This window comes from Paracoccus sp. (in: a-proteobacteria), assembly GCF_046289755.1.
Taxonomy (GTDB): domain Bacteria; phylum Pseudomonadota; class Alphaproteobacteria; order Rhodobacterales; family Rhodobacteraceae; genus Paracoccus.
Window position 1 is genome coordinate 1 of record NZ_JBKBVD010000057.1, and the last position, 18,667, is coordinate 18,667.

Below are 18,667 nucleotides of genomic sequence, written 5' to 3' on the forward strand. Positions count from 1 at the left end.
CGACCGTCCCGATCAGCAGCAGGATGACATTGACCAGCAGCATGAAGGTCAGCGGATCATGGGCGACGGTCTGGATCCATGCCGCGATCTGCTGCGGCACCCGGCCATAGGTCAGCACCCATGAAAACACCCCCGCCGCGGCGACCAGAAACAGGATGATCGCCGAATAGCCCGCCGCCCGCATGAAGATGCGTGGCAGGGCTGCGGTCTTCAGATCGCCGATCCAGAACCGCCCCACGATCAGGGCGGCCAGCACGCCGACCGCCGCCGCCTCGGTCGGGTTGGCCAGCCCGGTCATGATCGAGCCGACGATGACCAGCGGGATCAGCAGCGTCGGCAGCCCGTCGATGATGGCCCGCCTGCGCTGCGCCCATGTCTGACGCTCGTTCACCGGATAGGGGTAGAACAGCCCCAGCACCGCGATCAGCACGATGAACGAGCCCGCAATCATCAGCCCCGGCACAATGCCCGACAGCAGCATGTCCCCGACCGAGATCTGCGCCAGCACGCTATAGACCACGAACATGATCGAGGGCGGCACGATCGGCCCCAGAATCCCCGCATAGACCGTCAGCCCGGCGGCAAAATCGCGGCGATAGCCCTGACGCTCCATCTCGGGGACCATGACGCGCGACATCACCGCCACCTGCGAGGCCGCCGAGCCCATGATCGAGGCCACGAACATGTTTGCGATCAGGTTCACATAGGCCAGCCCGCCCCGGACCGAGCCCATGAAGGCCAGCGCCATGCGCACGATGCGGGTGGTGATGCCGCCCTCGTTCATCAGATCACCGACCAGAATGAACAGCGGGATCGCGATCAGCCCGTAATTGCCGACGCTGTCGAACATCTGCGCCGGATAGGACGAGAACAGCACCGTATTGTCGGTGGTATACAGAAAGACGATCGCCGCCAGACAGAGGCAGATGCCAATCGGGGCGCCGATAACCATGGCCAGAAAAAGAACCGCTCCGGTGCCCATCAGATGCTGGCCTCTTCAAAGCCCGACAGGGCGGTGTGCGGGCATTGGAAAGCCTCTTCCAGCAGGCTGGCGGTGCCGTGGATCATCAGCGTGACCGAGAAGATCGGGATCACCGCCATGACCGCCCATCGCGGCCAGCCAAGCGTCATCGTGGTTTCGGTATAGACAAAGTTGAACGTCTCGCCCGCCAGCACCCGGCCATCGAACCCGGCCTGTGCAAAGCCCACCGGGTCCAGCCAGACCCAGCACATCCACGCCACCGCCAGCCCGAACAGCACCACCAGCAGGATCGAGCCCGCCCGGATGATCCGCGCCAGCCCCGCAGGCGCCGCATCGGCCAGAAAGGTGATCGCGAAATCCAGCCGCAGCCGCGACATGGCCGAGGCGCCGATAAATGCCAGCCAGACCATCGCCAGCACTGCCAGTTCGTCAATCCAGTAAAGCGGGATACCGGCGTAACGGGTGACCACATTGGTCAGGATCACGCACATCAGCGCCGCCAGCAGCCCGGCGGCCAGCCGCAATTCGACAAACAGGACCGTGTTGGAAAATCCGATCCAGACCCTTGCGGCCCATGGCGGCTGGTTGTGCGCTGCACTCATCGCTTGCTCCTCGCAGAGATTGCCGTGTCGCCCGACTCGTCATCTGCCTTTCATATCATTCCTGCATTCTTCATGTCGACAAAAACATGGCGGAGGTGCGACCTTGTGCTGAAAATCCGGGCGCGCCCGGACAGGCCCGGTCAGACGGGCGCAGTCGCGGCGATCAGCCAATCGGCCACCGGCCCCTCCAGATGCGGCAGAACCTGATCGCGCACGCGCTGATGATAGGCGTTCAGCCAGTCACGTTCACCGGGCAGCAGCGCGTCCAGATCGAACAGCGACAGCTGAATGGGCACCAGCGTCATCGGCTCAAACCCCAGAAAGCCCGCGCCCCGCGCCACCACCTGCACCTGGTTTTCGATGCGGATGCCCCAGGCATCTTCGGCGTAATAGCCCGGCTCGATCGTCAGCACATTGCCTGCGCGCAGCGGGAAGGGGTTGGCGGCTTTGCCCAGACGATGCGGGTGCTCATGCACCAGCAGCCGGTGGCCGACGCCGTGGCCGGTGCCGTGATCGTATTCCAGCCCCATCTGCCACAGCGGCGCGCGGGCCAGCGCGTCCAGCTGATGCGGGAAGGTGCCCACGGGAAAGCGGGCCGAGGACAGCGCGATGAAGCCGCGCAGAACAGCGGTGGCGATGCGGCGGATAGTGTCGGGGACCGGGCCAAAGGCCATGGTCCGGGTCACATCGGTCGTGCCGCCCAGATACTGCCCACCGGAATCGCACAGGAAGATCTGATCCGCCGACAGCCGTGCCGCCCTGTCGCGCGTGGCGTGGTAATGGCACAGCGCCGCATTGGGGCCGGTGGCGGCGATGGTCGCAAAACTTGGCTCCAAATAGCGGGGCGAGGCCGCGCGGAAGCGGGCCAGAGCCTCGGCCACATCCCATTCATCGGGTTGCCGGGCGGGCAACTCGCCCGACAGCCAGTGGCAGAACCGCGCCATCGCCACCGCATCGTCCAGATGCGCCTGTGCAAAGCCCGCCAGTTCGGCATCCGTCTTGCACGCCTTTTCCAGCGTGATCGGGCCGGGGCGCGGACAGGCCACCGCGCCGGCCTGCCGCAAGGCATCCGCTACCGCCTGCGGGGTGAAGGCCGGATCAAAACCCGCGCGCCTGCCCTGCCCCGCCAGCCATGGCAGAAAATCATCCGGCGCATGGGTCTGCACCCCCTCGGGCACCGCCGACAGCTTGCGCGGATCGACGAACCAATGCGCCTGATCGGCCGAGAACACCGCGAAGGACAACACCAGCGGGTTCATCGCCACATCGCCGCCGCGCAGGTTCAGCATCCAGGCGATATTGTCGGGCCGCGTCTCGACCCACAGATCGGTCCCCGCAAGCCGCAACTCCGCCGCCAGCCAGTCGCGCTTGTCGCGGCTGCTGCGCCCGGCCATCGCGTCCGGCATCACCGTCACCGGCGCCACCGGCGGGGCCGGGCGGTCGGCCCAGACCGGCGCAAACAGATCATCGGTGGCGACCAGTTCCACCTGTGGCGCGGCGGCGCGGATGGCCTCGATCTGCGCCACGCTCCACTGCATCGGATCAAAGCCCACGCGCCGCCCGGCGGCATGATCGCGCAACTGCATCGCCAGCGGCTGGTCGTGGAAATGCGCGAACGCCCACAGCCGCCCGTTGACCTCTTGCGCGGCCTGAATGGTATAGCGGCCATCGACCAGAAACAGCGCCTGATCCGGCAGCACCAGCGCATGGGCCAGCGAGCCGGTGAACCCCGTCAGCCAAAGGATGCCGCGATCATGGTCGGGCGGGTCCTCGTTCTGATAAGCATCCGCCGTGGTCAGGATCGCTCCGTCCAGACCCCGCGCGGCCAGTTCGGCCCGCAGGGCGGCCAGCCGGGCCGCGTGGTCAGGGGCGCATATGGTTGAAGCCGCCAAGGTCATCCTCCATCGCAAACAGATGCCGGATCACCCGGCCCGAGGCGCGCAGCCCGTTATGTTCGAACGCGCTGGTCAGCCAGACCCGGCAATTCCCAAGGCTGGCGGCGGTCCGGCGCGACAGATCCTCATCGACATACATATCGTCGGTATAGATCGCGGCGCGGACCGGCACCTCGTTCGCGGCCAGCCGCGCGGGGTCATAGAGGGGCGCGTCCAGCGCCATCGCCGCCAGCGCATGGGCGGCGGGGCCAAAGGGGCGCAGCGCCCGGACCTCATCGAACAGGAACGGGTGGATCGTCTCGCCCGTCAGCAGCAGGGGTCGGGCTGCGGCGTCAAAGGCCGGGAACTCGGCCAGCACCCGCTCGGCCGCCCAATCGGTGGGCTGGCCGTGCTGGGCATAGATCGCCTCGTGGATGGCGGCGAACAGCGGGTTGCCATCATAGGCGGTGCGGGCCTGCACCTCGGCCAGAAAATGGTCGGACAGGTCGTCATCGGCGAAGGCCTCATCCAGCAGCCAGTGCAGCGATTCATGGCCGCCCGCCATGCCCAGCTCCATCCCCAGATGCTGAAAGCGCCGCACCGACAGCAGATCGCCACCCGGCAGGCGCACATCGCCCACGGCCAGCCGGTCGGCAATCCGGTCGATCGTCTCGCGGTCCTGCGGATAGCGCGCCACATGCAGCGCGTTCTTGTGCGCGACGCGTGGAGAGGTGCGGCGATAGACATCATCGGCGGTGGCGGTGATCCCCGCCAGCCCGCCGGTGATATAGCAGCCCGCCAGCCCTTCGGGCGCCAGCGACAGATAGCTGAGCGTCAGAAACCCGCCATAGCTTTGCCCAAGCGTCGACCATCTGCGCCCGTCAAACAGCGCCTGCCGCAGGTGTTCACAATCGCGGATGATGCTGTCGGCGCGGAAGCACGCCAGATAGCGCGCGCCCTCGTCCGCGCCCATCGCCGCCATCCGCCGCCCCTGCACGGGCGAGGACCGCCCGGTGCCCCGCTGATCCAGCAGCAGCACGCGATAGCGCCCCACCGCCTCGGTCAGCCAGACCGGCCCGCCATCCGGGCGCGGGGATTTGCCGCCCGGCCCGCCTTGCAGATAGACCAGCACCGGCAGGTCTGCGGTCTCGCGGCCCGGCGCGGTCACCTCGCGCGCGAACAGGGTGATCGTCTCGCCCTCAGGGCGCGCCCAGTCCAGCGGCACCGCCAAAGCGTGGTCGCGGACGGAAAATCCGGGGATGCGGTAAAAGGTCATGGGGTCTCCGAATGTCAGCGCATGCGCGGGTCGAGTGCTGCATAGATCAGATCGACGATGATATTGCAGACCACGATGAACAGCCCGCCCAGCAGCACCACGCCGATGATGATCGGCCGGTCCTGATTGCGCACCGCCTGCACCGCCAGCGAGCCGACGCCCTGCAACCCATAGACCTGCTCGATCACGATCACCCCGCCCAGCAGCACGGCAATATCGGCGCCCAGCTGCGTGACCAGCGGCATCATCGCCGCGCGCATCCCATGGCGATAGGTCACCGCCCGGTCGCTGAGCCCCTTGGCGCGCGCGGTGCGAATGTAATCCTCGGACAGCACCTGCAACAGCTGGCCGCGCGTCAGCCGCGCATAGATTGCCGCCGTCACCAGCGCCAGCGTCGTCCAGGGCAGCACCAGATGCCAGGCCCAGATCAGCGGATCGTCCAGCAGCGGCTTGTAGCCCGAGGGCGGAAACAGCATGAACCCCGCCTGCCGGGGCAGGAAATACAGCGTATACAGCGCCAGCATCCCCAGCACGAAGGTCGGAAAGGACAGGCCCAGCAGGATGAACACCTGCCCCAGCCGGTCGCGCCACCCGCCCGGATTGCGGGCCGAGGCGATGCCGATCGGCACCCCGATGGCCAGCCAGACCAGCATGCCGCCAAAGACCAGCGACAGGGTGACCGGCACCCGGCGCAGCACGATGTCGGTCACCGGCTGCTGGTTGCGATAGGAAAACCCCAGATCGCCCTGCACCGCGCGGGTAGCAAAGCGCGCATATTGTGTGGTGATCGGCTGATCCAGCCCCAGATTCTCGCGGATCTGCTCCAGCTGCTGGGCGGTGGCCTTTTCGCCGCCGACCACGCGGGCCGGATCGCCGGGCGCGACGAAGAACAGCACGAAGACAAAGACCGACAGGGTGAACAGGACCAGCGCGCCGAATCCCAGCCTGCGCAAGATGAAGGCGATCATGGCTTGGCCTTTCTGCCGGGTTTACGGGTGCGCCGGGCGCTTGGGTCCAGCGCATCGCGCAGCGCGTCGCCAAAGATGTTGAAGGCCAGCGTCGCGCCCAGCAGCGCAAGGCCCGGAAACAGCACCATCCACCAGGCGACCAGATACATGGAATTTGCCGCCCCATCGGCCAGCATTCCCCCCCAGCTGGGCGCGGGCGGCACGATGCCAAGGCCGAGGAAGGACAGCGTCGCCTCGAACACGATCGAGCTGGGGATCATCATCGTGGTATAGATGATGATCGGCACCGACAGGTTGGGCAGGATGTCGCGAAACAGGATCGACAGGTTGCCCGCCCCAAGCGAGCGGCTGGCCTGCACGAAATCGCGCCGCGCCAGCGATGCCGTTTCCGCCCGGATCACCCGGCCGATGGTGGTCCAGGAAAAGAACACGATCACGCAGACCGACAGCGTCAGCGACGGCCCGAAGACCGACACCAGCGCCAGCGCGCACAAAAGGAACGGCACCGACATGACCAGATCCATCAGCCGGCCCAGCACGGTATCGACCCAGCCGCCGAAATAGCCCGCCGTCATGCCGACCAGCACCCCGATGGCCGAGGCCAGCCCCGCCGCCAGCACCCCCACCAGCAGCGACACCCGCGCGCCATAGGCGATGCGCACCAGCACGTCGCGGCCCAGCTGATCGGTGCCCAGCAGGAACTCGGACCCCGGCCCGACCGGCATGCCCACCGGGCTGAGGCCCGTCTCGCGGAACTGGGTGATCGCGTCGCGCCCGATCCAGCCCGCAATCAGCGGCGCGAACACCGCCACCAGCACCAGCAGGATGATGAACAGCAGCGCCAGAACCGCCGCCGGATCGCGCCGCAGCCGCAGCAGGGTCAGTTGCGCCGAGGATCGCTGGATGACCTCGGGCGCTTCGGGGTCGGCGGGGATGGCGGGTTGCATCAGGCGGCCCCTTTCAGAATGGTGACCGCCTCGCCCTCGGGACGGGTCTCGGGGCGCGGCGGGATATGCGAGGCGGCCAGCAATTCGCGGGTGTAATCCTCGCGCGGGTGCTGGAAAATCTGTTCGGCGGGTTCCAGCTCGATGATGCGGCCGCTGTTCATGACCGCGATGCGGTCGCACATATGCCGCACCACCGTCAGGTCATGCGAGATGAACAGATAGGTCAGCCCCAGCCGCGCCTGCAACTCGCGCAAAAGGTTCAGGATCTGCGCCTGTATCGACACGTCCAGCGCCGAGACAGGCTCATCCAGGATCAGCAGATCGGGGTTCAGCGCCAGCGCGCGGGCAATGCCGATCCGCTGGCGCTGCCCGCCCGAGAATTCGGACGGAAAGCGGTTGTAATGCTCGGGGTTCAGGCCGACCAGCTCCATCAGGCGCTGCACCTCGGCCTGCCGCGCGCCGCCACGGGCCAGCCCATGGATGCGGAACGGTTCCGCGATGATCGCCCCCACCCGGCGCCGCGGGTTCAGCGAGCCGTAAGGGTCCTGAAACACCAGCTGCACGCGGCGGCGCATCGCGCGCCACCGGGCCGGGCTCAGATGGCTGGCATCCTGCCCGTCGAACAGGACCTGCCCGCCGCTGATCGGTGTCAGCCCGGCAATCGCACGCGCCAGCGTCGATTTCCCGCAACCGGATTCGCCCACCAGCCCCAGTGTTTCACCCCGCGCGACGGTCACGTCGATGCCCTTCAGCACCTCCAGTTCGCGCCTGCGCCCCAGCCCGCTGCGCGACGCATAGGACAGGCGCAGGCCCTTGACCTGCAGCAAATCCTCGCCCGTTTTCCGCACCGGCACACGCGCGGTCACTGCCGCGACAGGCGGCGCCTCGGGGCGAAAATGGCAAAGGGCCTCGCTGCCATCGGGATAGCGGCGCAGGGGCGGGCGCGTCGTGCGGCACAGATCCACCGCCTGCGCACAGCGCGGCGCAAAGACACAGCCCGAGGGGCGCGCCAGCAGGCTGGGCGGACGTCCGGGGATCGAGGTCAGATCCTCGCCCGCCGTCGCCGCCGCGGGCGAGGACCGCAGCAGCCCGAACGTATAGGGATGGGCGGGCTGGCGGAACACGGATGCCGCCGGTCCGATCTCCATCCGGTTGCCCGCGTAAAGGATCATCACCTTGTCGGCGACCGAGTTCAGCAGCCCCAGATCATGGGTGATCATCACCACGGTAATGCCCAGCTCGCGCCGCATCTCGTCCAGCAGGGCGATGATCTGCGCCTGCACGGTCACGTCCAGCGCGGTCGTCGGCTCGTCCGCGATCAGCAGCCGGGGGCGCAGCACCAGCGCCATGGCAATCATCACCCGCTGGCGCATCCCGCCCGAGAATTGGTGCGGGTAATCGTCCAGCCGGGCGGTCGCATCATGGATGCCCACCCGCTCCAGCATCGCTGCCGCACGGGCGCGGGCCTCGGTGCGGCTGACCTTTTCATGCAGGTGAATCGTCTCGGTGATCTGCTGGCCGATGGTGTAGAAGGGATGCAGGCTGGACAGCGGGTCCTGAAACACCATCCCGATCTCGCGCCCCCGCAGCGCGCGCAGATCCGGCCCGGACAGGCGCAGCAGGTCGCGGCCCCGAAACAGGCATTCGCCCTCGATCTGCGCGCCGGGCAGCAGCCCGGTCAGCGCCTGCGTCAGCACGCTTTTGCCCGACCCCGATTCCCCGGCGATGCCGAACAGGCTGCCCGCCTCGACGTCGAACGAGATCTTGTTCGCCGCCAGCAGCGTGCCATCCTCGGTCGGGATGCGGATCGAAATATTGCGGGCCTCCAGCAAAGCCATGGCGGGTTCCTTGCGGCGAAAAAGGGAAAACGGCGCCCCCGGACGATGCCGGGGGCGCCGGTCAGGACGCGTGGATCAGCGATCCAGCCAGACGTTCGTCCAGTCGCCATTGGCGCTGAGCGCATAGGGCTGGAAGTTCTGCACCGCCTCGGACCGATAGATCACGTTGCTCTGGCTGACCATCGGCACGATCGGCGCGTCGGCCATCACCGTCTCATCGACCTGCGCCCAGAGGGCCGCGACCTCGGCCGGATCGGTCGCGTTGATCGCCTGCGCGGCCAGCGCATTCGCCGCGTCATTGTTGTAATCGGTATAGTTATAGGTCTGCGGCGTGCCGTCAAAGCTGAACTGCGGCTGGAAGACCGAGCGCGCGGCCCCCCCGGCCCAGTCCGGCGACCACGCCACCGGCGCAATATCCCACGCCCCCGAGGCGGTGTTGTCGCGGTTGGTCAGAAAGCGCGAATAGTAATCGCCCGCCGTCACCGGCTCCAGCTCCAGCGTGATGCCGGCCTTGCGGAAGGATTCCTGCAGGGTCTGCGCAATCGCCGGTTCGTCATTCAGATTGCGGAACGGCATTTTCAGCGTGATCCCGTCAGGGAAGCCCGCCTCGGCCAGCAATTCGCGCGCCTTTTCGGGATCGCCCCGGTCGCCTTCCGAGGGATACAGGTTGAACTCGTGCCAGCCCAGCACGCCCGCGCCGAAAATCCCGTGGTTCGGGGTCGCCACGTAGGGTCCGCCCATCTGCTGGATAATGGCGCCCCGGTCGATGGCATAGTTCAGCGCCTGCCGCACCCGCAGATCAGCCATCGCGCCATCATTGTTGTCGGCGACCGTGTTGATGAAGATAAAGTTCGAGCGCCCCGCCAACATCGCCATCAGCTTGTCATCGCCCTGCGCCTGCAACAGCTGCAGCTGCGCGGGGGGCACGAGGATGTCATACAGCATGTCCGCATCGCCCGACTGCAGCTGCTGGATCGCGCCATCGGCCTGCATGCCCATGACCATCTCGATCCCGTCGACATACGCCTTGCGCAAAGGATCGCTGTCGGGGTTCCAGGACGGGTTCCGCCCAAGCCGCAGGATGCTGTCGGGCACATATTCCGTGACCGTGTATGGCCCCGAGGCGATGAAATTCTCGCGGTATTCCGGCCCGTCGGGCATGTAATCCAGCACCTCGGCGGGCGCGGGGGCCGCCGCCGACAGCGACAGCATATAGACGAAATCGCCCGCAGGCTCGGTCAGGCGGATGATGATCGAGGCGTCGTCGGGCGTCTCGATGCCGGTGATGTCATTGCCCTCGATATAGGCTTTCATCGCCTCGACGGTGGGTTCGACCTCGGCGAATCCGGCGCAGAAACTGTCCATCCCCTCGATCAGCGTCACGAAATAGGTCAGGAAGGGCGTGCCGAGCGCGGGGTTGCACATGCGTTTCACGCCACGCTCGAAATCGGCGGCGACAATGGGGCGGGCGCCGTCCGCCGTATCCCAGGTCACGCCGTCGCGCAGGGTAAAGGCATAGGTCAGCCCGTCATCGGTCGGCTGCGCCACCTCGGTCGCCAGATCGGCCTGCGGGGTGATCCGCTCTTCCTCATCCGTCGAGGCGGTATAGGAAATCAACGAGCGCTGCGTCGCGCGGACGAAATTGTTGGTGGTGACCAGACCCGCGCTGGTCGGATCAAAGCGGTCAATATCGCTCAGCGCCAGAACGCGCAGCGTGCCGCCGGGCGTGCCCTCGGCCATTGCCGCCCCGATCCCGAAGACCAGCGGCGCAGCCGTGCTCAGCATCACGGCGCGCAGTGCAGACCTTAGATGTGTCATATTGCAGACCTCCTGTTGAAGCGTTTTGACGGCAGCTTCCGTCGAACTGTCCCGATCTGTCAATGCAAAATACAAGTTGTCGACGCAATTGGCGATACCGGGCTGCACCTGCCGTTGCCTCAACCGGCAGCAGACGAAGGGTGCGGCGGTCCGTTCTGCGGAAATTTCAGGCAGGATGCCGTCTGGCGACACTCTGGTCCATGCCGCCACGACACAAATCCTGCGACGCGCAGGACGTCGGCGGCAGGCATGGTGCCAGTGCCGCGCGCGCCGCGGACAACCGAAGGGTCGGGCCGCACCCAAACGGCAAATCCTGACATGGCCCATAAGATGGTGAGATGGCATGGACCGATGCGGGACAAATCCGGCCCAAGATGCTAACACCTGCGGACCACCCCTGCCACGAGGCCCGCAATGACGATCACGAAAGAAGACGAACTGGAGGGCCTGAAGGCCATCGGTCGGATCGTCGCCAACACCCTGCAGGGCATGGCCGCGGCGATGGAGCCGGGCATGACGACGCGCGAACTGGATCAGCTGGGCCATCAGTTGCTGGAACGGGACGGCGCCGTGTCGGCCCCCCAAACCACCTATGATTTTCCGGGCGCCACCTGCATCAGCGTCAACGATGAGATCGCGCATGGCATCCCCGGCAACCGCGTGCTGGCGCGGGGGGATCTGGTGAACATCGACGTGTCAGCCTCGCGCGACGGGTATTTCGCCGACACCGGGGCAAGTTTCGGGCTGGGGCCACTGCGCCCCTCGCTGGAACGGCTGTGCCGCGACGGTCGGCAGGCGACGCGGATCGGGATCGCACAGGTCCGCCACGACAGACCGCTGGCCGGGATCGGCACCGCCATCGGCGCCTTCGCGGCGCAGCGGGGCTATACGCTGATCCGCAATCTGGCCAGCCACGGCGTCGGCCGCGCCCTCCATGAAGAGCCCGGAGAGGTTGCGACATGGCCCACCCGTGGCGACCGGCGCCGCATTCATGACGGCCTTGTCCTGACGGTCGAGCCGTTCCTGTCCCGCGGCGGCAGGTGGGCCGAAACCACCGATGGCGACGACTGGACGCTCTACAGTTCTCCGCAGGCGCCGGTTGTCCAGTATGAACATACCGTCGTGGCGACGCGCGGGAAGGCGATTGTTGTCACCCTGCCCGGGTGACGAACGGCGATCACCAGGTAAGACGCGCGACTGAAGACCCGCCCGCAGACACTCGGTCAGGCTCGCCCCGATATGTCAGTCATCAACGCGGCCGGTTGCCAGATGTGGCCTTGGCCGACAGTATCACGCCAACCGCGCAACAGAGAGATCCCATTGCCGATACGCCAGAAGGTCCGCGACGCATTCAGAGATCAGGGGCTTGCCTGCGAAAGGCTCGGCTCGGCGTTCATGGGCCGGCTGATGCCGCTTATCGGGCAGCGGCTTGCCGCCGACACAACGGTCGGCGCGCGGTGCCTCGCATGGCAGGGCGACGTCGGCCCCTCCGGGCAATCGGTGCCGCTGCGGCTTGCGGGCGCGCTGCATGGTCTTGTGCTGGACGGCAGCGCGCCCGGCCTGATCGCGGTGTATCCACCCCATGTCGCAGGCGATGACGAACTCTGGGCCGCGGTCGAGGATGCGCTGCGGGCTCATGAGGGGCGCATTCTGGACTGGCTCAACCGTGCGCCGCAGACAAACGAGGTGCGCCGGGCCGCGGCGGTGATCGCCGGGATCTGGTGGGCCCTGCGAGAGGTCGGCGACCGGCCAGTGGTGCTGTCCGAGCTGGGCGCCAGCGCTGGCCTGAACCTCGCAATGGATCGCTTTTCGGTGGCCCTGGACGGTGCCATCCACGGACCGGCGGATGCGGTCGTTGCGCTGGCGCCCGAATGGCGCGGCCGTGAACGCCCCGATCCACGACCCATTGCCGTGGCCAACCGCAGCGGCGTGGACCTTGCGCCGCTGAACATCGCCGATGGAACGGACGCATTGCGCCTGCTGGCCTATCTCTGGCCAGATCAACCCCAACGGCTTGCCCGCACCCGCGCCGCGATCGCAGTTACCCTTACGCCGCCAGACGCTGATGATGCGGCGCCCTGGCTTGCACGACGCCTCGCTGAACCTCAGGCCGGCGCCCTGCATGTGGTGTATACGACCATTGCGGCGCAATATTTCCCCGAGGCGACGCTCGCGGCCATTGCCGATCACCTGCGGCACGCTGGGGCGGGCGCGGGCGCGAACCTTCTGCACCTCGCGATGGAGGCCGACGATCGCACGCCCGGCGCGGGCCTGACGGCCACACTCTGGACCGGGGGAACCCCGAAACAGGTCCGGCTTGGTCGCGCGCATTTTCATGGCGACTGGATCGACTGGTCGCCCGAACCGGCAGAGACGCCACTTTACCCGCTCGTGGCGCGCTGAAAAATCGCGTCGATCCTCTCTGGCCCGATGACGGCTTCGGAATCGGTTGATCGGGTTGCGGCGCAGCATCGGGCTGACGCCTTCTGGTCAGCGCAGCCCCGTCCGTCGGGGGGGATTGCCGGGCCGACTGTCTCATCCCACCCGCAAGACGCCGTGGGCCCTGGCTGCGCGACATCATTCCTCGTAGGGCCGGATGAGGCCATCATCGCGCAGAAACAGCACGCAAGGGCCTGACGAGGCGCGGGGGTCGTAGGAAAATCCAAGGCGATCCATCGCCGCGAAAATTTTCCGAACGCCCGCCAGCCCGTAAAGATGGTCGTGCAGCTCCAGGAAAACGCGGTCTACGCCATCAAGGCGCGCATGTGACAGCAACTCGCGCTCTGCCCCCTCGATATCCATGACGAGGACATTCACTGATTCTTTCGCGATAAAATCATCTACATTCGATGACTTCAGGGGAATGGTCGTCAGATAAGATCCCTGTTCTTCGATCATGGACGACATCCAGAAATCAGGGCGCACGTAAAATACGTGATCCCCGGCCTGGCCAGCAGTCAGGAGCCCCTGCTCCAGCACGACATTCTGAATATCGTTCGCCTCCAGAACACGTCGCGCCAGGGCGATCACCGCTGGATTGGCATCAAAGGACCAGATGCGCACCCCGGGCGTTTTTGCCATGATCGTCGTGATAATGCCCAACCCGGTCCCAAGTTCAAGAACCCGATCGCCTGACCGGAGAAGCGATCGGACACTCCTCGCCTCCTTGGCTTCGTATTCTCCGCTTCGTAACGAACGCCAGATAACTGCCGAGACGTCCATTTCCGTGATCGGAACCAGAATATCGTGCAGCACAATCTGATCACAAAACGCCCTGTATGGCACCGAAGTCGTCATAATGCTTTTCCAAGTTGAAGTGCGATGCTGCGCAGATACCCAAGTTGCGACCCTGAAACAGGCCGACCAAAAAGAAAGCCCTGAGCTGCATCACAATGCAGCTGCCGCACGATTTCATACTCATCGGCGGTCTCGATGCCTTCGATGATGACCTCCTTCTTCAGCAGGCTACCCAGATCGCTGACCACCTTCAGAAACTCGCGGGCTTCCAGATCCGACGCAATATCGCGTACAAAGCTCCTGTCCAGCTTTATCGTGTCAAAGGGCATGCCCCGCAGCCGTGCCAGCGATGAGTAACCTTTGCCAAAATCGTCAATGGCGACCGACACGCCCAGACGCCTCAGATCGCTCAGGACCTGAACAAGGTCGTCCTTTTCTTCCAACAAAGCAGATTCGGTCACCTCAACCTCGAGCCGCTTCGGATCAAGCCCCGAGTGCGCCAGAATATCCTCGACAACTTCAATGAAGTTTGGAGCCTGAAGCTGAACAGGGGAGACGTTTACCGCCAGCTTCGTAGGCTTTTCCCATGTGCAGGCTTCTTTACAGGCTTTCGTCAGGACCAGTATCCCAAGTTCATGGATGGCGCCGATTTCCTCGGCGACGGGTATGAATTCCGCCGGAGAGATCGTCCCACGCTCGGGATGGATCCACCGGGCAAGTGCTTCCATGCCCCTTATCTCGCGCGTCTGTACGTCCACCTGCATCTGGTAATGCACATCAATCGCGCCCGCATGGATAGCAAGAAGAAGGTCATATTCAAGGACCTTCCGGTCGTTGAATTCCACTCCCATGAATTCTTCAAAAACACAGACGCGATCCTGATCGGACGCTTTCGCCCGATAAAGGGCAATGTCCGCACACTTGAACAAGGATTGCGCATTTATTCCAGGAGAGCAGTTTTCAGTCGCGGCCACCCCGACAGAACATCCAATTCTGACATGCCGTCCGGCAATCTGATATGGTGCAACAATAGTTTCTGCAAGTTTCTTCGCATATTCAGCAACTTCTTCGGACAACTTGCCGTAGAGCAAGCACGCGAATTCGTCACCACCCAGCCGACAGAACATATGCGGCTTGTCGCTGAATCCTCTCAGGCGGTCACTCACCTGACGAAGCACCATATCGCCGACATCATGCCCCAAGGTATCATTGACGCTTTTGAAATCATCAAGGTCGATCAGAAGCAGGCTTATTTCACCCCGTCGAATGTCCGGGTTGGCTATTCCGTCTTCCAGTTGCTTCCACAGCAATGTGCGATTGGGCAGTGCGGTAAGCGGATCGTGGTGTGCGGCATATTCAAGGCGCTGATTCTTGTCGCGAAGCTCCGCCCCTGCCGCGATCAGGCTTTCATTCAGAATCTGGCTTTGCCCCTGCGCATACCGAAGCAGTCGATTTTGTCGCAACAGTATGACGAGAAGTCCGAACCAGCATAAAATCAGAAATGCAACGACGATACCAAAACTACGGTTCAGCGACTGCAGGTTGATCAGATTTTCTTCAATCGTCGACCAGCTCTGCTGTACCGCCTGGGACGACAGATTTGTAAGCGGACCGATCAACGAATTCAGACGAACAAGCCCCTGGCGCAGCTGCTCTCTGTTCTCGTCCACCAGTGCCTGATCGAGATAAGAGATAAGAACTGTCAGTTCCTCAAGGGTTTCGGCCCGGAATGGAACAGCTTCCAGGAACGATCTCAATGTGCCTTCTTCAAGGGAAGCGAGGCGACTTATCACAATATCAAGACGAAGGCCTATATCAGATTCGGCTACAGGACGCTCTTCCGTGAGGGTAACGGCTATTTCGCCCTCCATCCGAAGAACTTCCTGCACGGTCTGGCTGATCGCCCACGCGTCATTATGGTGGACGACACGCCGCAATACTCCGTGACGCGCATTAACTGTTGTCAGAAGATAGATCGTCGCTACAGCAAACAATGCGACCAAAACATACAGTGCGCGCTGCAAGAAGCTACCTGATGACAAGGCGCGCTACCTGCCATGCCGATCGGGAAAAGTAGGTCTGGCTGTTCATCTCGTCAGAGCTGTCATACGGGTAGATAACGAAGACCGGCCCCTTTTCACGGACGCTCATATTCTCGCCGTTCATTTTGATCGCAAGGATCACACCGGTATCGACGGCGTCGGATGCGGGAATTTCGACTTCGTAGTCGTTCAACGCCACTGCTGTAATGCTCTCACCCTGCGCGCCCACAAGCTGCAAAAGGTCGCCCAGAGGCACGCCCGAGAAAGTGACGCGCCCATCATGCCACGGCGTGGCCGTAATGACATCAACCAGCCCGATATTCTCAAGCATTTCACGATCGAACTGCGCCGTCTCGCCGGCGTTCATATTCTCGATACTGCCCGAAACGGTTAAGATAATGTCGCCGGTTGGAACCGGAATTTCATCGGCACCAGCCGTTCCGGAAACCAGGCAGACAGCAACAGCTGCGCAAAGGAATTTGAGGGCTTGCATCTTGATCCGGCTCCATACGTAATTCGCTGACACAGCCAAGGCGATGCTGTCCGTTTCAAGCGCGCGTCCCGGCTTGTGCGAAGGCGCTCAACCACAGCTTGCAGGCAAGGGTCCCACATCTCCTAACCTATCGGCATAGATTTGTTTATACAAATTTTCTTTTCACAACAGACAACATTCATGTCTTTGATTTCGAACATGAACGCGACGACTTGGCTCTTGCGGGCGCGGCAGGCAGCGCCGGTGGCAAGTCGTTCGTGCAGGCATCAGCGACCGGGATTCCGGCCTTGGCGTCCAGCGGAGGGGGGGTGCGGGGTTCGCCATGATCGCCCGATGCAAAAAGTCGGCATCAAAGCAGGGCGCGCTCTTCCGGAAAGCTCGGGCCCACGTTTCATATCGGGCCCCGATTGCAGTCCGCGTTCCTGAACGATCAGCCGACTCCCGTCAGCCGCACGCGCAGCAGAAATGGCCGGTCATCCGATCAGATGCAGACCGACAATAATGAACGTGGCCAGCAACAATGTCTGGGCAATGATAACAACCACCGCGCCGCCGCCGACGTCCAGCATACGGATCAGCGATGTCTTGATACCGACCGCTGCAATCGCGACAAGCAGGGCCCAACGGCTGAGATTCCCGGCGATCGTCGACACGCCGGAGGGGATCATGCCAAGCGAATTGATCAGCGCAAGCACAAGAAATCCAACGACAAAGGACGGCAGGAGTGGCGGCCGCGCTGCATTCGGATCAAGATCCGCCAGTCCCCCGAGCCTGATCACGACTGAAAAGATCAGAACGACCGGCGCAAGCATCGACACCCTGATCAGTTTCACGAGGGTGGCCCTCTCGCCGACCTCGGGGCTGATTGAAAAGCCGGCGCCCACAACTTGTGCGACATCGTGGATGGTACCGCCCAAAAAGACGGCGGACTGGAGCGGGCTGAGCCCCAGTGCGACGGACAGGGGCGGGTAGATGACCATGGCGATCGTCGACAGGATTGTGACCGACAGGACGGTGAATGCCAGGTTTCGTTCGGATTTTTCGGTGCGCGGCAGCACCGCCGCGATCGCCATGGCGGCTGAGGCGCCGCAGATGGCGACCGACCCGCCGGTCAGCAGCGCCAGTCTCCAGCCGCGACCGAACAGCCGCGCGACGAGCAGCGCGAACAGGATGGTCACGACCACCCCGGCAATCACCAGCGCAATGAGCGGCCCACCCAGATCCGCCAGCATCTGGACGGAGATCCGGGCGCCCAACAGCGCCACGCCAATCTGCAGCACGGTCCTGGCCGAGAACTCGACCCCTGCCACCGTCCGGGTCTCTGGTTCGGCCAGAAAGTTGAGCGCCAGACCCAGCAGCAGCGCCATCAGCATCGCAGGCGCCCCGTAATGCTCGGCGAGGAACTGCGCCGTCACGGCGACAAGCACAGACACGGCGACACCGGGAAACAGGGCTTTGATCCTTGCACGATCCGGGCGCAGGACAGGGGATTTCTGCGTCATCTCAGGACCTCGGCACGCGACCCAGGTCGGCGGTGTCGACGCACGGCATTTCCGTGCAGGCGGTCAGATCCTTGGCGACGCCGACGCCGACATTGTCCTCGTGATCGTGGACAGGAAGTCGTGGAATGCTCACTGGCCGCTCCCTTTCGCAGATGACTGGAACTCCTTGGTACAGCGATAACATATATATTAAGTCTTATACAAGATTATTTATACATCCATTGCTTGACCCTGATGGCGGGTGCTAATGTTCCGGGAAAAGGGACACCGGGATGGCTCCGCCGCTTTATCAGACCGTCATCGACTCGATCATCGCGCGAATCGCTGCGGGGGACCTGCTCCCCGGCGGCATGCTGCCAAGCGAGACGCAGCTGGCCCAGGACAGCGGCGTGTCACAAGGAACCGCGCGCAAGGCGCTGATGATGTTGGAACAACATGGCATTCTGCGGCGCGAACAGGGGCGCGGCACCTTTGTCACGGCCCGCACCCCCGCGGCCTCGCTGTTCCATTTTTTCCGCCTGCGCCCCGAAGATGGCAAGGTCGTGCAGCCCGAGGTGACGGAAGAACGGATCCGCCAGCGCCCCGCCACGGCGCCGGAACGTCAGACCCTGCACGGAGCCCCCGACACCGTCATCGAGATCCGTCGGCTGCGCAGTCTGCTGGGCAAGCCCGCCGTGATCGAGACATCGGTGATCCCCGCCGATCTTTTCCCGGGACTCGCGCGGCGCAGTCCTTTGCCCGGTGCCCTCTATGTGCTGTATCAGCAGGCGTACGGCCTGATCGTTCTGCACGCGGACGAGGCGATCACAGCCGTCGCGGCACAGGGGCAGGATGCCACAGACCTGGGCGTCGCTCAGGGCACACCGGTCCTGCGCGTGGAACGGCGTGCCCAGGATATTCTGGGCCGGCTGATCGAACGTCGGCTCAGCCTCTGCCTGACCAACGGTCTCAGCTATATGGTCCGGCTGGACTAGGGCTTGTTGAGTATCAGGATTCCCAAGTGTTCTGATTTCTGATTCAAACTTCCCAAATAGGAGGTTTGGATGCCGGTTGACCGCTACATCATCACGGATCGCCAGTGGGCGAAG

The 18,667-nt window shown here is 64.1% G+C and carries 16 protein-coding genes; 3 read left to right on the forward strand and 13 right to left on the reverse strand.

The window, feature by feature from the left end; all coding sequences use genetic code 11:
- The 8 genes from ACK41U_RS16570 to ACK41U_RS16605 all read right to left on the reverse strand — a co-directional run.
- Nucleotides 1–982 (reverse strand): TRAP transporter large permease (locus ACK41U_RS16570; RefSeq protein ID WP_409682475.1); only part of this gene is annotated, 982 nt, incomplete at its 3' end.
- A complete protein-coding gene (locus ACK41U_RS16575) occupies nt 982–1,584 on the reverse strand; it encodes a TRAP transporter small permease (RefSeq protein ID WP_409682478.1) in 603 nt (200 codons plus the stop codon). The genes ACK41U_RS16570 and ACK41U_RS16575, both read right to left, overlap by 1 nt.
- Nucleotides 1,585–1,724: 140 nt before the next feature.
- Nucleotides 1,725–3,476 (reverse strand): aminopeptidase P family protein, encoded by a 1,752-nt coding sequence (locus ACK41U_RS16580; RefSeq protein ID WP_409682481.1) that lies wholly within the window; start codon nt 3,474–3,476, stop codon nt 1,725–1,727.
- Entirely contained in the window at nt 3,448–4,734 is a 1,287-nt protein-coding gene (locus ACK41U_RS16585; RefSeq protein ID WP_409682483.1) for an alpha/beta fold hydrolase, read from the reverse strand. The genes ACK41U_RS16580 and ACK41U_RS16585 overlap by 29 nt, the downstream gene beginning before the upstream one ends.
- Nucleotides 4,735–4,748: 14 nt before the next feature.
- The gene (locus ACK41U_RS16590) at nt 4,749–5,702 is read right to left on the reverse strand and encodes an ABC transporter permease (protein ID WP_409682486.1); all 954 of its coding nucleotides are present in this window, start codon (nt 5,700–5,702) and stop codon (nt 4,749–4,751) included.
- Complete coding sequence (locus ACK41U_RS16595) at nt 5,699–6,649, reverse strand: ABC transporter permease (RefSeq protein WP_409682489.1); 951 nt, start codon at nt 6,647–6,649, stop codon at nt 5,699–5,701. Before ACK41U_RS16595 ends, ACK41U_RS16590 begins: the two co-directional genes overlap by 4 nt.
- The gene (locus ACK41U_RS16600) at nt 6,649–8,487 is read right to left on the reverse strand and encodes a dipeptide ABC transporter ATP-binding protein (RefSeq protein ID WP_409682493.1); all 1,839 of its coding nucleotides are present in this window, start codon (nt 8,485–8,487) and stop codon (nt 6,649–6,651) included. Before ACK41U_RS16600 ends, ACK41U_RS16595 begins: the two co-directional genes overlap by 1 nt.
- A 75-nt stretch (nt 8,488–8,562) precedes the next feature.
- Entirely contained in the window at nt 8,563–10,305 is a 1,743-nt protein-coding gene (locus ACK41U_RS16605) for an ABC transporter substrate-binding protein (protein ID WP_409682496.1), read from the reverse strand.
- Between the two features lie 414 nt (nt 10,306–10,719).
- Here ACK41U_RS16605 and map point away from each other — a divergent pair, with 414 nt between their 5' ends.
- Together map and ACK41U_RS16615 are read left to right on the forward strand one after the other, a co-directional pair.
- Nucleotides 10,720–11,472 (forward strand): type I methionyl aminopeptidase, encoded by a 753-nt coding sequence (map, locus tag ACK41U_RS16610; protein ID WP_409682499.1) that lies wholly within the window; start codon nt 10,720–10,722, stop codon nt 11,470–11,472.
- Between the two features lie 153 nt (nt 11,473–11,625).
- Entirely contained in the window at nt 11,626–12,708 is a 1,083-nt protein-coding gene (locus tag ACK41U_RS16615; protein WP_409682502.1) for a DUF2332 domain-containing protein, read from the forward strand.
- A gap of 174 nt (nt 12,709–12,882) precedes the next feature.
- On the opposite strand, the gene ACK41U_RS16620 is transcribed toward ACK41U_RS16615, so the two are convergent.
- From ACK41U_RS16620 to ACK41U_RS16640, 5 genes are all read right to left on the reverse strand, one after another.
- Nucleotides 12,883–13,602, reverse strand: a complete 720-nt coding sequence (locus ACK41U_RS16620) for an FkbM family methyltransferase (RefSeq protein WP_409682505.1) — start codon at nt 13,600–13,602, stop codon at nt 12,883–12,885.
- Nucleotides 13,599–15,566, reverse strand: coding sequence for a putative bifunctional diguanylate cyclase/phosphodiesterase (locus tag ACK41U_RS16625; protein WP_409682508.1), 1,968 nt, complete (start codon nt 15,564–15,566; stop codon nt 13,599–13,601). The genes ACK41U_RS16620 and ACK41U_RS16625 overlap by 4 nt, the downstream gene beginning before the upstream one ends.
- A 4-nt stretch (nt 15,567–15,570) precedes the next feature.
- Nucleotides 15,571–16,077: a molybdopterin-dependent oxidoreductase gene (locus ACK41U_RS16630; RefSeq protein ID WP_409682511.1), complete on the reverse strand. Its 507-nt coding sequence runs from the start codon at nt 16,075–16,077 to the stop codon at nt 15,571–15,573.
- Between the two features lie 473 nt (nt 16,078–16,550).
- Complete coding sequence (locus tag ACK41U_RS16635; protein WP_409682514.1) at nt 16,551–17,579, reverse strand: YeiH family protein; 1,029 nt, start codon at nt 17,577–17,579, stop codon at nt 16,551–16,553.
- A 1-nt stretch (nt 17,580) separates the two neighbouring features.
- Nucleotides 17,581–17,712: a hypothetical protein gene (locus ACK41U_RS16640; RefSeq protein ID WP_409682517.1), complete on the reverse strand. Its 132-nt coding sequence runs from the start codon at nt 17,710–17,712 to the stop codon at nt 17,581–17,583.
- Nucleotides 17,713–17,851: 139 nt separating this feature from the next.
- Between ACK41U_RS16640 and ACK41U_RS16645 the strand changes: the two genes are divergently transcribed.
- Complete coding sequence (locus tag ACK41U_RS16645; protein ID WP_409682520.1) at nt 17,852–18,553, forward strand: GntR family transcriptional regulator; 702 nt, start codon at nt 17,852–17,854, stop codon at nt 18,551–18,553.
- The last annotated feature ends 114 nt before the right edge of the window (nt 18,554–18,667 follow it).